The following is a 14,118-nucleotide window of genomic DNA, read 5'->3' as shown; positions in this document are numbered from 1 at the left end:
TATGAAATATTTTATTTGTTCCTTTTTCTTTTTAATACTTCTAAGTTGTCAAAATGGCTCAAAAGAAGAACGAACAAATATTGAAACATCCTATAGTATTCGACCGAATGATTCTTTAACTATCAGCATTGATAAAGCAGTGCCGAAAAATGAAAAAAAAGAAATTAGTGGTCTTTTTACAATTGGGTCATATCAAGATTTTTCAGATTGTAAGTTTTTCTTTGAATGTGATTGTTGTTCAGGAGATCTTATTCTACAAGGTTCACTTTTCTATTTATTTAATTATTGCGTGGGTGACGTTAGATTAACTGGAGGAAAAATCGAATATGATACGGAACAAATTACCCTATTCTCAAATGGGATTATAGTCGATGAGTCTTTCAATCACATGTACGATATTGATTCAACTTTACCCAAGTTTTTAACTGAATCTACCTTTGACGAGCCTTATGAAATTATGTTTAGAATAGATAGCTGTCAACAAAAAGGTCTTCTAGTTCAACAAGAAGGAAAAAATACTTCTTATGCTCAAGAAACTGTTCAAGATTCAAAGGCAAAAATTAATAACTTACTTACTTCAAGTGTACTGAAGAGCTTCAAAAAATCCAATGACATAAAATTTAGTTTAGGTCATATAAAGCCAAGTAACAAAATAAAGGAATGTGGCTGCTTGTATGCTGAAAGTTGGGAAAAATTCAAGAATCAAGAATTTTTCTATGCGAATGACTATGGTACTATCGAATACTTGTCAATCAATGGAGAACAAAAAAGTATTGATTTTTCCAAGAAATTTCAAGGTTTTCGAGTTACTGAAATTCCGTATAAAGAGGAGAATATCGGCGAAGTGCTGAGAAAGTCCGGCGTGATTAGGATTGAGTCTAATGACAATTTCTATATTGAAAAGGACTTCGTTGGGGAATGTAAGTGCAATTAATGGATCGCTCCAAACTCACCCAACTCATCAAACAAAAATCTGCAGAAGAGGGATTTCAATTTTGTGGTATAGCCAAGGCAGAATTCCTGGAAGAAGAAGCACCTCGACTTGAAAAATGGCTCAATCAAGGTATGCATGGTGAAATGGCATACATGGCCAATCATTTTGACAAAAGACTTGATCCTACCCTATTGGTCGATGGAGCCAAGTCCGTTATCTCCCTGCTTTATAACTACTATCCTGAAAAGGATTTGAATGAAGACAAAAACGTAAAAATTGCCAAGTACGCTTTTGGCAAGGACTATCACTACATTATCAAACCCAAGCTTAAGACCGTTCTTCAATCTATAACCGATCAAGTGGGCGACGTGAGTGCTCGCGTATTTGTGGACTCGGCACCTGTGCATGAGCGGGCTTGGGCTGCTAAAGCTGGGCTAGGATGGGTAGGAAAAAATTCTCTGTTGCTCAACAAATCCATGGGTTCTTTTTTCTTCTTAGCGGAAATAATAGTCGATATAGAGTTGGATTACGACGGCCCAATGAAAGACTACTGTGGAACCTGTACCGCTTGTATGGATGCCTGTCCTACCGATGCCATCCCAGACCCATATGTAGTAGACGGAAGTAAGTGTATTTCTTATTTGACCATAGAACTCAAGAATGAAATTCCATCTTCATTTGCCGGACAAATGGAAAGTTGGGCTTTTGGTTGTGATATTTGTCAGGATGTTTGCCCTTGGAATCGTTTTTCACAACCGCATCAAGAACCTGATTTTGTTCCTCATGAAAGGCTAGGAGAAATGAATTCCACGGACTGGGAGGAATTGACAGAAGAGCTTTTCCGAGAAATTTTCAAGGGTTCAGCCGTGAAGCGAGCAAAGTATACTGGGCTAAAGAGAAATTTGAAATTCCTCAAAAGGGAGTAGCAAAATCACTATCTTTTTAGCTCTATTCATCTATTTTTGCCGACCTATTAATTGAACTCTTATGGCTAGCAACAATCCTCTTTTAGAACCTTTCAACACCCCTTTTGGTGTGCCTCCTTTTGCTGAAATCAAACTGGAGCATTACAAGACAGGCATTGAAAAGCTAATAGAAAAATCACGAAATGAGATCGATACCATTTCAAATCTAGAAGCAACTCCAAGCTTTGAAAATACAGTAGTCGCACTAGAAAGAGGAGGACGAGATTTAGATCAAGCGGCTGAGATATTTTTTAATCTAAATTCTGCAGAAACCTCTGATGAAATGCAAGCTCTAGCCAATGAGCTGTCTCCGATGCTCACCGATTTTGGCAATGAAATCATGCAAAATACGGAGCTATTTGCCAGAGTCAAAGCCGTTTATGACAACCAATCCACCTTGAATCTCGACAAGGAAGATAAAATGCTGCTAAGAAAAACCTATTTAGGGTTTGTAAGAAGTGGTGCTAACCTCAATGAAGACGACAAGAAAAAATATAGCGCATTATCGAACGAACTGGCCATGGCTTCGCTCAAATTTGGTGAAAATGTACTGGCAGAAACTAATAGCTATGAGTTGATCTTAGAAAATGAAGCTGACTTAAAAGGCTTGCCAGAAGGTGCCATAGATGCTGCTGCTCTGTCCGCTGAAGAAAAAGGCCATAAAGGCATGTGGTTATTTACACTTCAGGCTCCAAGTTTTTTGCCATTCATGGAATACGCAGAAAACCGTGAGCTAAGGGAAAAAATGTATAAGGCTTATATGTCAAAAGCATTTAAAGGTGATGATCAGGATAATCAAGAAAAAGTTAAAGCAATTGTGAAATTGCGCTACGAGATGGCACAGCTACTTGGATACGAGACTTATGCTGACTATATCTTAGAAGAACGCATGGCGGAGAAGCCTGAAAAAGTAAAGCTCTTCCTCAACGACCTACTTGAAAAAGCATTGCCTAAAGCCAAAGAAGAAGTAGAAGAACTCAAGGCGTACATCAAAAAATTAGGAGACGATATTGAATTGGAGCGATGGGATTGGGCCTTCTATTCTCAAAAACTAAAGAATGAGAAATACCAATTGGATGACGAAATGCTCCGCCCATATTTCCAAATGGAGAAAGCCGTCGATGGTATTTTTCAGGTCGCTAACAAATTATACGGATTAACATTCAAAAAAAATAAAGACATTCCAGTATATCATAAAGATGTGCAAGCCTATGAGGTGCTAGACGAATCTGGTAAACACATCTCTGTGTTTTATGCAGATTTTTTCCCAAGACCCGGCAAAAGAGGTGGCGCTTGGATGACCTCCTACAGAGGCCAATGGAAAACAGACCAGGATCACAGACCAGTCGTTTCTATTGTTTGCAACTTCACTCCTCCCACAGAATCAAAACCATCTTTACTCACTTACAACGAAGTCGAAACCTTATTTCATGAATTTGGACATGCTTTGCACGGCATGCTTGCTGATGGCAAGTACAATTCATTGAGCGGCACGAGTGTCTATTGGGATTTTGTAGAATTGCCTTCCCAGATATTAGAAAACTGGCTGATGGAGAAAGAATGTTTGGATCTGTTTGCGATACATTATCAAACCGGAGAGTCCATTCCTAAAGATTTGATAGAAAAAATAAAAGCTTCGTCGAATTACCATGAGGCCTATCAGACACTTCGCCAGATTAGTTTTGGCTTAATGGATATGGCTTGGCACTCTCTAACGGCTGATAATATTGATGTGGCAGATGTGGCAGCTTTCGAACAAGAAGCTATGAAACTAACCGAGTTATTCAAACCCATTCCAGGGATCTGTATGAGTACACAGTTTAGTCATATTTTTCAAGGAGGCTATGCTGCAGGTTATTACAGCTATAAATGGGCAGAAGTTTTGGATGCGGATGCTTTCTCTGTATTTAAAGAGAAAGGCATTTTTGATACCGAAACAGCCAAATCCTTTAGAGACAATATTCTATCCAAGGGAGGAAGTGAGCACCCCATGGAATTGTATAAGCGCTTTAGAGGGCAAGAACCTTCCGTGGAAGCCTTACTTGAACGTAGCGGATTAAAATCTGCTCTTTAAGACACTTATTGTAGCGGCTCTTCCAATAGCTGCGCTCGTTTTTTCCAAGCCATCAAGGTGATAGTCAATTTGGAAGAAATTTTAGCATAGGCACTTCCAGGCTCTATTGCCGCTTGTGCTTCGGTAGAATTTCCAGCTAGTGCCAAAGCGGTGATTCTAGCCGTTTCTTCGTGCAAGGATTGGTGTAATTCCAAAACGAGGTCATACGCTTCGTCACTTTCTAAACTTGCTTTAGCGGAGGAAAGCCATTGCCCAAATTCACAACTTTGTGTAGATTTTATATAAGCAATGTCAAACTCACTGGTTTGAGTTTGAATTGACTTTTTTAATCTAACCTTCCAGGTACTGTGTGAAACGATGGCCTTGTTGATGTTGAACGCAATTTGAATATCACTCATAGATTTGAATGGTAGCGGATTGATGATTTATGATTGAATGAATGCTTACAACGATTAGGCCTACTATGATAAGCAATATTTGACTTGAATAAAAACGATGCTATAAAAAGTGAAATAATTCAATGCCTAAGAGCAAATCTGTCAAGATTTAGTAACCATCATTTGCACTGCATACGTTGAGTTTCCGTTGTCCTTTTGGGATTGTTTGGTAGGAAATACCAGTTGCTCAAGTTCAATGATATAATTCTTATAGGCCACTTGTGGGTTTTGTTCATCGCCTATTGACAAGGTTTTCTCCGATCCATTGATATCAATTTGAATTGTCAATGTTCCTTGAGTCACACAGTCTACATCTTCAGGACAAAGGGAGTCTTCAACCAATTCAACAAAAGTGATGTCAACAATGGAGTTTTCAACATCTATCGTTTCTCCTTGTTTAATGGAAAACGATTCGCCAAGTGTCACTTCTTTCGACCCGTTGCAACAGTCCTCATTTGGATCACCACAACTTATTGTGATCCCTAATATTAAAATTATATTCAACGTTCTAATCATATTCTTATGACCCATTTGGTCTTCAAAAGGTTGAAGTAGTACAAAAATAAATCCAAATAGTGGGAATAAACAAAAATAGACCTACCTTAGCGGCCATCATGAAGTTCTCAAAGAAAACCATAGCGTTTAAGGCCTCACCGGCCACCACTGTCTAAAGCCTTTTAGACCCCAGCTATTTTTCTTTTTTTACAACATTTACTTCTTTAATAATGACAAGTTTGATTAACAACCTTAGGAAAGGTTATAAATATTTTCTAATCGCCTTAAAAGGCGAAGAAACAGAATTCACTACTGGTAGTATAAACAAAGCCATATTTCTTCTTTCAGTACCTATGGTATTGGAAATGATCATGGAATCTTTGTTTGCCGTAGTTGATGTATTTTTTGTTGGCAAGGTGAGTGTAGACGCAGTAGCCACAGTAGGGCTTACAGAGTCAGTGGTGATGATCGTTTACTCCATAGCCATTGGTTTGAGTATGGCAGCCACGGCTGTAGTCGCTCGACGAATAGGCGAAAAAGATCCCAAGCGAGCCGGAGATGCTGCCTTTCAATCTATCTTGATTGCCGTATTCATGTCTATTGTGGTAAGCGTATTCGGTATCATCTATGCCGAAGATATCCTTCGGATCATGGGTGGCACGGAAGAATTGATTGCTGCTGGCTCGGGTTATACACGAGTGATGCTTGGTGGAAACGCCAGTATCATGTTGCTGTTTTTGATCAACGGTATCTACCGTGGAGCAGGAGATGCTTCCATGGCCATGCGATCACTTTGGATTGCCAATGGTTTGAATATTGTTCTTGATCCAATTTTTATTTTTGGTTTAGGTCCTATTCCAGCATTTGGAGTTGAAGGAGCCGCCATAGCTACTACAATCGGTCGATCAGTTGGTGTGTTTTATCAATTAATTGGGTTATTTGGTGGTCAGCGAATCATCAAATTGACTATCGATAATGTAAAGGTGCGTTTGGAAACTATCCGAAGAATATTTGATATCGCATTAGGAGGCATGGGTCAGTTCTTGATAGAATCTGCCAGTTGGATATTCCTAGTCAGGATCATTTCTGAATTTGGAAGTGCTGCTTTGGCAGGTTATACCATCGCATTTAGAATTATTGTATTTACCATTTTACCCTCTTGGGGAATGGCCAATGCGGCCGCTACTTTGGTGGGGCAGAATCTCGGTGCTGAAAAACCAGATCGAGCAGAAAGCTCAGTTTGGAAAACGGCTCATCTGAATACTGGCTTTTTGTTTTTTGTGTCCATTATCTTTTTCTGGTTTGCACCCGAATTTGTATCGATATTTTCTAACGAAGCTGTTGTACAAGAGCATGGATCGATGGCCTTAAGAGTCATTTGTGTCGGCTATATTACCTTCGCTTATGGTATGGTGATCAGTCAAGGATTCAATGGTGCGGGAGATACAAAAACACCAGTAGTAATGAATATCATATTCTTCTGGTTTATTCAGATTCCATTGGCCTATACATTGGCGATTCATTTGGACTATGGATTCTTTGGTGCTATGATTTCAGTAGCTGTTGCCTTTGCGCTACATGCTGCCGCTTGTATCTATTGGTTTAGATTGGGCAAGTGGAAATTGGTGAAGGTGTAAAAGAAAGCGACCCTAGAATTAATCTAGGGTCGCTTTTTGATTTTATAAAGAACTGATCATGATTGCCAGGGAATCATACGATTCAACAAAAAAATTGCCAATTGAGTCTCCAGCTTCTATGATAGTGTTCTTCAATTCTTCAAATCTTTTCATGTTATTTGGTTTTAGTTAAATATCAAATGTATCCATTCAAAGTTGAAAAATTACTGTGCACCTTTAATTATCTCATCGACCACCTCTGGATTCAACAATGTAGAAGTATCTCCTAAACTGGAAGTATCGTTCTCTGCAACTTTTCTCAAGATTCTTCTCATGATTTTACCAGAGCGGGTTTTAGGCAAACCAGGCACGATTTGAATTTTGTCTGGCTTAGCAATTGGCCCAATGATCTTGTTGACCGTAGCTTTGATCTCGTCTTTTAGACTGGTCTCGGTTCTGCCTTCGGCATCACAAATGACGTAAGCATAAATACCCTGACCCTTGATGTCATGCGGATAACCAACCACCGCAGACTCTACCACTAGTGGATGTTCGTTGATCGCGTTTTCTACTTCGGCAGTACCCATTCTATGACCAGACACATTGATTACATCATCTACTCGGCCCATAATTCGATAGTAGCCGTCTTCATCTCTTCTTACGCCATCACCAGTGAAATACATACCTTTGTAAGTAGAGAAGTAAGTGTCAATACATCGCTGATGATCACCATAGGTGGTTCTGATCATAGAAGGCCAAGGAAAGTTGATACACAAGTTGCCTTCCACTCCATTCCCTTTCAATTCTTTTCCTTCTGCGTCCACGATAATCGGTCGAATTCCAGGTAAGGGCAAAGTGGCAAAAGCTGGTTTGGTAGGGGTCAATCCTGCTAGCGGAGAAATCATTATTCCACCAGTCTCAGTTTGCCACCAGGTATCAACAATCGGGCACTTACCTTTTCCGATATGGTCGTGATACCAATGCCAAGCCTCCTCGTTGATGGGTTCTCCAACCGTACCCAATACTTTCAATGAATCCAATTTGTATGGAGTCACCGGATCGAGACCAAAAGCTTGTAAAGCTCTAATCGCGGTTGGCGCTGTATAGAATTGATTAACTTGATACTTGTCGCAAATTTCCCAGAAGCGTCCAGCGTCTGGATAAGTGGGCACGCCTTCGAACATCACTGTAGTCGCCCCTGACAACAATGGCCCATATACAATATAAGAATGGCCAGTAATCCAACCCACATCCGCCGTACACCAATAGATGTCATCACTGTTGTATTGAAATACATTTTGGAAAGAGAATTGGGTGTAAACCATATAGCCTCCAGTTGTATGCACTACACCCTTGGGCTGACCAGTTGAACCCGAAGTATACAAGATAAACAGCATGTCTTCGCTGTCCATTTCTTCCGCTTTATGTTCTTTGCTTGCCTTAGCTGTTTCTTCATGCCACCAAAGATCTCGGTCATTGACCATGGTCACTTCCGTCTTGGTTCTTTGAGCTACGATTACTTTTTCGATGGTCGTACATTTTTCTAAAGCTTCATCGACCACTGCTTTCACCGGGATAGTCTTCGCTCCGCGAAAATTTCCATCAGAAGTCAACACCAATTTGGCTTCACAATCATTGATTCGATCTGCTAGAGCAGAAGAAGAAAATCCAGCAAATACCACTGAATGCACGGCTCCTACTCTCGCACAAGCCAACATGGCTACAGCCGCTTCAGGAATCATCGGCATATAGATAATCACCCGATCCCCTTTTTCAACACCATTATTTTTCAAGACATTAGAGAACTCACAAACCTTCTCAAATAGCTGTTGGTAAGTCAATGTAATGCCTTGCTCTTTTGGGTCGTTGGGTTCCCAAATGATAGCTGGTTTGTCGCCTAAAGTATACAGGTGACGTTCTAGTATATTTTCTGTGATGTTGAGTTTGGCATTCTCAAACCATTTTACATCAGCCTTCTCAAAATTATAATCAACTACTTTGTCCCATTTCTTTCTCCAAAAAAACTGGTTGGCGACTCTTTCCCAAAAGGTCTCAGGGTTGGCAACACTTTTTTCGTAGGCCAAAAAATATTCACTGAGGTTTTCTATTTTCGCTAGCATGCTTGTTTGCTTTTGTATCTATTCAATTTATGCATCTTAAATTTAATTTCTTTTGTGATTTGCTCTTCAATTTTTAGCTGAAAAGTCACATTTCATTGCTTAATGTTCAAATCTCTGAAAATAACCGACTCGTTCTAACCTGTTCTAACCTGACTGCGTTTGAAAATCTTTAAGGTTTACATCCATGCATTTCAATCAGAGTTACTCATTGGAGAACTCTGATCGAAGGTTAAGATTTATCAGAGTCCTTTTCAAGTGACTCTGATTGAGAAAATACCTCTTTGCACTGCAGAGTTTATTAGCTTTGCGCTCGAATCTTAAATACCATTCGTGATGAACGAAAGATACATGCAACGCGGCGTATCAGCCTCCAAAGAAGACGTACATAATGCTATCAAAAACATCGACAAAGGCGTATTTCCAAATGCCTTTTGTAAGATCGTGCCAGACATGCTAGCGGGTGATGAAGCCTATTGCAATATCATGCATGCAGACGGTGCCGGTACCAAATCTTCCTTAGCTTATATGTATTGGAAGGAGACTGGTGATTTGTCTGTTTGGAGAGGGATAGCCCAGGATGCCGTCATCATGAACACCGACGATTTACTATGCGTAGGTGCGGTTGACAACATATTACTTTCATCCACGATTGGTAGAAACAAAAACCTGATCCCAGGTGAAGTATTGACTGCTTTGATCGAAGGTACGGAAGAAGTATTGCAGATGCTTCGTGACAATGGCGTGGACATTCGATCGACTGGTGGTGAAACTGCAGATTTGGGTGATTTGGTAAGAACTGTAGTGGTTGACAGTACGGTGATCGGCCGAATGAAAAGAGCCGATGTGATTACCAATGAAAACATAAAGGGAGGAGACGTGATCGTAGGGCTAGCCTCTTATGGACAATCCAACTACGAAACCGAATACAACGGTGGTATGGGAAGCAATGGATTAACCTCAGCACGCCATGATGTATTCGCTAAAAAATACATGGAAAAATATCCAGAATGTTTTGACCCTTCGGTGCCAGAAGACTTAATCTATTCTGGATCAAAAGATTTGTTAGATAAGGTGGAAGATTGTCCATTGGACGCGGGTAAGTTGGTGCTTTCTCCAACTCGTACTTATGCGCCGATCATCAAGCAAATGCTCGAAAATTATCGCGACCAGATTCATGGCATGATTCACTGTAGTGGTGGAGCTCAAACGAAAGTTTTACATTTTGTTAACGATGTTCATGTGATCAAAGACAATCTTTTTGAGATTCCTCCATTATTCAAACTCATCCATCAGGAAAGTGGTACAGATTGGAAAGAAATGTACAAAGTCTTTAACATGGGACATCGTATGGAACTATACGTACCAGAAAGCATTGCCCAAGACTTGATTCAAATCTCGGAGTCCTTTGGTGTGTCGGCTCAAATCATAGGTAAAGTAGAGTCATCGGAAACTACCAAAGCCACTATTACTACAGAAAACGGCACGTTTGAGTATTTGAAATAGGAATTTATTTTTTCTTTTCGTATTGACCTACTTTGAGTCTGAAGGACAAGTAAATACTCATCGCCCGAGAAGGGTCATCTGAGAAGTAATAGGACAATATATTATCAGAGCCCAAATTGAGGAATCTCCATTGTAACCCGAACCCCGTATGGAAATCGGAATTCTTATTATATCCCATAGGAATGGTCACAGCTACTTTTCGAATTTCATAGGTAGGAGCCACATTGATACTCCAAATCGTATCTCCGGTTGATCTGTTCGATTCCCGAGGTTTAAGGAGCACATTAGAAACACTGAGACTAAAATGTTTAGATAGTTTGTACTTGGCAAATAGGATCGCGCGAAAAGGTGTGCGTGTACTAAAGTTATCTATTGGAAAATCATCTACTGAAAACTGCGAGCTCAACGAGTCCGTTAATTGATCTACACTTTGGACTTGTTGCAGACTTTTAGCATCCAGCATTTCTCCGCTCAATGCATAATCTGTACTGTTTTTTGCGCTTTTGTAATTGATTTTCCCAATATCAAGAAATGATAAACCAATAGTCAATCGATCTTTCCACTGAGCAGAAAAGCCAAAATCAAAAGAGTAGCCATTTTTTGAAAACAAATCTGCTTCGATGGTCTCAGATTCCATCATCTGGTTTAGCTCGTCATTGTAAACAAAAGAAACGTTAGCCGAAATGTTATCAGTTTCAGAATTCCGAAAATCACTATTCAATCCGTCTATTTCAAATTTACCTGAGGCCACTCCTGACAAATAACGCATGGTCAACCCTGTTTGAACAGACCAATCACTGGACACCTCCCAATTTCTGGCATAACTCAGACCAAACTGCAGCCAGGTGTTTGAATACATGGTCATAAAGTCATCGAAGAATCTCCCGTTGAAATTTTCGCCGTCCCTTATAGATTGGAAAAACTCAGAAAAATTTAACCCTGATGTGCTTTCATAAGAGATGCTTCTAATCCCTGCAGAGAAGGCAATTGCATTGTTTTTGTTGATAGCGTAAGAAATAGCTGGCAGAACTACCCTGGCTTCAGCAAATGCAAAGCTGGCTTTTAATGAAAGAAGGTTTCTAGGATTAGATGTGAGCATGGCAGATTTCATTTTTTCATAAAATGATCGCCCTTCATTATCACTGTTGAAAAGATTGAACTGAGTACCAACTACCTGAATGTCCCATTTTGAATCTCTATCCACCAACAAAGAAGGCATGTTTCCTACGGCATATACACCTGGATGATCAGCAAACAGCGCCGATTTAAAATTCTGTGAAAAACTGGTCATCGGTAAAATCAATAACCAGAGGAGGAGAAACTTCTTCATTCAGCTCAAGTCGTAATGGCTCGCTTAAATTTTCGCAAAGATATTTGTTTATAGCAATCTATCGTCAGTACTAAACTCAAATATTATTAATATCATTTTCAATCTTTTATTGACGAAAACCACATAACAATCACATGCTCAGGTTGCACTTTATAAATACTTCTGTGCTTTGATAATTTCAAACCAAAAATCAGCTGGATATTTCATTGGGTTTGATTAATATTATGACCCCATCTGTTCTTAATCATTTTTTTAACTTTAACACTTAACCATATTACTTATGGCAGATATTAATGTATTGGTGACGGTAGATACCGAAAATATCACACCCGACAATCTAAAGACGACTGTTGTTCTCACTGACAACAATGGAGATCATGATACTACTCCTGGAGATAGCGAAACTTTCGACATTGAAGCAAATGCTGGTCAGACAGTAGGTTTCACTATTGCGGCAAAAAATGGAACTGATCCAGTATCACTTAATGACTTTACCTATGAGGGCGATACCGATGGTATTCTCAATCCGCTTCCAGCAACTTCTAATGGATTTGTAGGAACTGCAACAGGAAATACAGGGCAGGATGAACTTTTTTATGTGAATTTTAAGGCGAATGGAACTGATTACAGCCTTGATCCTAAAATTGAAATAAAACCAGGAGGTTGATTATTTTAAACAAAATACAAGACCTTATAAAAAAGCCTATTTGGATAATAGGCTTTTTTATTCCTTACTTGGTTTTTTCTCAAGATCAAAAAATCGCCGATAGCTTAATTTTTTTATACAATAATTCAATTGTTGACAACAGATTTGAAGTATTGCTTGACATTGCATTTAATGAAACTAACCCATCGAGAAAATTAAAGTACTCTAAACAATTATTCGAAATTGCTCAAACTGACTCTGAGAAATATAAAGCTCTTTTCTTAGAAGGGTCAGCGCAAAGATTGAGTGGAACCCCACAGCTCGCATTAGACTTATATATTGAAAGTGCTAAAATTGCTCAGAACCTAAAAGACAATGTTGGTTTAGGAGAATCCTTAACTGCAATTGCTGATGTCTATTCAAACAACTATAATCACAAAAATGCCATTCTTTATTATAACAAGGCAATTAAATTATTGCGTCTTTCTAAAGATTCTATCTCTTTAGCATCTGTGCTCTTAAATGCCGGTGATGAGTACTATAACTCAGCATCTTACGACTCGGCTATTCTCCTTTTTCAAGAATCAAAAAATATTTTTAGAAAAAAAAATTACCCCGTGGGAATAGCATATAATTTGGGTAATCTTGGATTGGTCTATGCTAAACTTGGCAAAAATGACCTTGCAGAAATCAAAATGAATGAAGCAGTGAAAATGTTAACCAAAACTGGAAATATGTATCCTGTAGCAGTTTACCAGGTTTCTCTTGCCGATATTTATGCCAAACGTAGAGATTTAAAAAGAGCCTTAAATTACGCTCACAGTGCACTAGACATTGGCCAAGAAGAAGGCCTTAAAGAACAAATCCGAGACGCTAGCCTCAAACTCTCTGAACTCTACCAGACGCAAGGCGACTATAGAAAAGCCTACGACTACCAAAGTCAATACATCGCCTACCGCGATAGTATCAATAATGAAGAGACGATTCGTAAGATGGCTGATCTTCGTACTGAGTACGAAGTCTCTCAAAAGCAAGCAGAAGTCGACCTCAAACAAACTGAGGTAGATCTGCTCAATGAACAAGCTCGCAACAATCAGATTGTATTGTGGAGTGTCATTGTGATTTTGGTACTCGTCCTATTCCTTGTTTTTACTTTGATGAAGGTCTATCGAGTGAAGGTACGAGCCATTCGTATCGTAAGACAGAGAAGAAGAATTATAGCTGCTCAAAGGAATCAATTGGAAGAAGTCAATCGCACGAAAGACAAATTCTTCTCTATCATCTCACATGACATTCGTGGTCCTATCAGCAATTTTCAGGGTGTATCTCAGTTGATCCATTTACTGGTCGAGAGTAAGGACTACGATGGACTGCTTAAGCTCGGCACGATGCTGGACACCTCTACAAAAGAAGTCTCGTCTCTACTTGACAATTTACTCGAATGGGCGATGAGCCAGCAAGGAAGGATGCCCTATAAACCAGAGACCATCAAACTACATGAGTTGTGCAACTCCAATCTAAGCATCATGGAGAATTTAGCGACTGCCAAACAAATCACATTGACTGAAAAAATTAAGGAGAAAGTGAGCATCACGGCTGATAAAAACAGTGTGTCTACCATCATCAGAAACTTAGTAAGCAACGCCATCAAATTTACTCCAGAAGGAGGTAGTGTCGATTTGCAGTTGACTTATGACCTGAATATGGCCGTACTGATTGTAAAAGATTCTGGTATCGGCATTCCTAAAGAAAAAATGGAGCACCTCTTCGATTTCAAAGGCGAACGCAGCCGCTGGGGTACTGACGGTGAAAAAGGAGTGGGTCTGGGACTTACGCTAGTGCACGAATTCACTGAGCTAAATAAAGGAAAAATCGAAGTAGAAAGTGAAGAAGGTAAAGGCACTACTTTCAGAGTTTATTTGCCTTTGATTACTGAATAAGATGGTTTCGTCATTCCCCGATGACCCAATGGGCATTCGAGGAGTCTGTTCTCTAGGG

11 protein-coding genes are annotated in these 14,118 nt (G+C 39.6%); 7 read left to right on the top strand and 4 right to left on the bottom strand.

Annotation, left to right across the window (positions count from 1 at the left end; all coding sequences use genetic code 11):
* The first annotated feature begins 1 nt into the window (after position 1).
* The 3 genes from ABJH98_RS15860 (at position 2) to ABJH98_RS15850 (ending at position 3,973) form a co-directional block, all read left to right on the top strand.
* Positions 2-934: a hypothetical protein gene (locus ABJH98_RS15860; protein ID WP_348308681.1), complete on the top strand. Its 933-nt coding sequence runs from the start codon at positions 2-4 to the stop codon at positions 932-934.
* Positions 934-1,860, top strand: a complete 927-nt coding sequence (gene queG, locus ABJH98_RS15855) for a tRNA epoxyqueuosine(34) reductase QueG (protein ID WP_348308680.1) — start codon at positions 934-936, stop codon at positions 1,858-1,860. The genes ABJH98_RS15860 and queG overlap by 1 nt, the downstream gene beginning before the upstream one ends.
* Positions 1,861-1,921: 61 nt before the next feature.
* Positions 1,922-3,973, top strand: a complete 2,052-nt coding sequence (locus ABJH98_RS15850; protein ID WP_348308679.1) for a M3 family metallopeptidase — start codon at positions 1,922-1,924, stop codon at positions 3,971-3,973.
* Positions 3,974-3,978: 5 nt separating this feature from the next.
* On the opposite strand, the gene ABJH98_RS15845 is transcribed toward ABJH98_RS15850, so the two are convergent.
* Positions 3,979-4,371 carry a CZB domain-containing protein gene (locus tag ABJH98_RS15845; protein WP_348308678.1) on the bottom strand — a complete coding sequence of 131 codons (393 nt, stop codon included), beginning with the start codon at positions 4,369-4,371 and terminating at the stop codon, positions 3,979-3,981.
* 141 nt (positions 4,372-4,512) lie between these two features.
* Positions 4,513-4,914, bottom strand: a complete 402-nt coding sequence (locus ABJH98_RS15840) for a hypothetical protein (protein ID WP_348308677.1) — start codon at positions 4,912-4,914, stop codon at positions 4,513-4,515.
* A 221-nt stretch (positions 4,915-5,135) separates the two neighbouring features.
* Here ABJH98_RS15840 and ABJH98_RS15835 point away from each other — a divergent pair, with 221 nt between their 5' ends.
* Positions 5,136-6,542, top strand: a complete 1,407-nt coding sequence (locus ABJH98_RS15835) for an MATE family efflux transporter (RefSeq protein ID WP_348308676.1) — start codon at positions 5,136-5,138, stop codon at positions 6,540-6,542.
* 203 nt (positions 6,543-6,745) lie between these two features.
* On the opposite strand, the gene acs is transcribed toward ABJH98_RS15835, so the two are convergent.
* Positions 6,746-8,641 carry an acetate--CoA ligase gene (acs, locus tag ABJH98_RS15830; protein WP_348308675.1) on the bottom strand — a complete coding sequence of 632 codons (1,896 nt, stop codon included), beginning with the start codon at positions 8,639-8,641 and terminating at the stop codon, positions 6,746-6,748.
* A 333-nt stretch (positions 8,642-8,974) separates the two neighbouring features.
* On the opposite strand from acs, the gene ABJH98_RS15825 reads away from it, so the two are divergent.
* The gene (locus ABJH98_RS15825; protein WP_348309097.1) at positions 8,975-10,144 is read left to right on the top strand and encodes an AIR synthase related protein; all 1,170 of its coding nucleotides are present in this window, start codon (positions 8,975-8,977) and stop codon (positions 10,142-10,144) included.
* A gap of 4 nt (positions 10,145-10,148) precedes the next feature.
* Here ABJH98_RS15825 and ABJH98_RS15820 read toward each other — a convergent pair whose 3' ends face one another.
* Positions 10,149-11,474: a DUF5723 family protein gene (locus ABJH98_RS15820; RefSeq protein WP_348308674.1), complete on the bottom strand. Its 1,326-nt coding sequence runs from the start codon at positions 11,472-11,474 to the stop codon at positions 10,149-10,151.
* 280 nt (positions 11,475-11,754) lie between these two features.
* Between ABJH98_RS15820 and ABJH98_RS15815 the strand changes: the two genes are divergently transcribed.
* On the top strand, positions 11,755-12,141 hold the full coding sequence (locus tag ABJH98_RS15815) for a hypothetical protein (RefSeq protein ID WP_348308673.1): 387 nt from the start codon (positions 11,755-11,757) through the stop codon (positions 12,139-12,141).
* Positions 12,138-14,060 carry a tetratricopeptide repeat-containing sensor histidine kinase gene (locus tag ABJH98_RS15810; protein WP_348308672.1) on the top strand — a complete coding sequence of 641 codons (1,923 nt, stop codon included), beginning with the start codon at positions 12,138-12,140 and terminating at the stop codon, positions 14,058-14,060. Before ABJH98_RS15815 ends, ABJH98_RS15810 begins: the two co-directional genes overlap by 4 nt.
* Positions 14,061-14,118: the final 58 nt, after the last annotated feature.

This window comes from Reichenbachiella sp. (genome assembly GCF_039969095.1).
GTDB lineage: Bacteria > Bacteroidota > Bacteroidia > Cytophagales > Cyclobacteriaceae > Reichenbachiella.
Note: the sequence above shows the minus strand (reverse complement) of the source record. Positions and strands in the feature narration are given on the sequence as shown.

What these genes read in the sequence shown, in the direction of transcription:
- ABJH98_RS15860 (WP_348308681.1), top strand. Translation starts at nt 2, where the DNA reads ATGAAATATTTTATTTGTTCCTTTTTCTTTTTAATACTTCTAAGTTGT.
- queG (WP_348308680.1), top strand. Translation starts at nt 934, where the DNA reads ATGGATCGCTCCAAACTCACCCAACTCATCAAACAAAAATCTGCAGAA.
- ABJH98_RS15850 (WP_348308679.1), top strand. Translation starts at nt 1,922, where the DNA reads ATGGCTAGCAACAATCCTCTTTTAGAACCTTTCAACACCCCTTTTGGT.
- ABJH98_RS15845 (WP_348308678.1), bottom strand. Translation starts at nt 4,371, where the DNA reads ATGAGTGATATTCAAATTGCGTTCAACATCAACAAGGCCATCGTTTCA.
- ABJH98_RS15835 (WP_348308676.1), top strand. Translation starts at nt 5,136, where the DNA reads ATGACAAGTTTGATTAACAACCTTAGGAAAGGTTATAAATATTTTCTA.
- acs (WP_348308675.1), bottom strand. Translation starts at nt 8,641, where the DNA reads ATGCTAGCGAAAATAGAAAACCTCAGTGAATATTTTTTGGCCTACGAA.
- ABJH98_RS15825 (WP_348309097.1), top strand. Translation starts at nt 8,975, where the DNA reads ATGAACGAAAGATACATGCAACGCGGCGTATCAGCCTCCAAAGAAGAC.
- ABJH98_RS15820 (WP_348308674.1), bottom strand. Translation starts at nt 11,474, where the DNA reads ATGAAGAAGTTTCTCCTCCTCTGGTTATTGATTTTACCGATGACCAGT.
- ABJH98_RS15815 (WP_348308673.1), top strand. Translation starts at nt 11,755, where the DNA reads ATGGCAGATATTAATGTATTGGTGACGGTAGATACCGAAAATATCACA.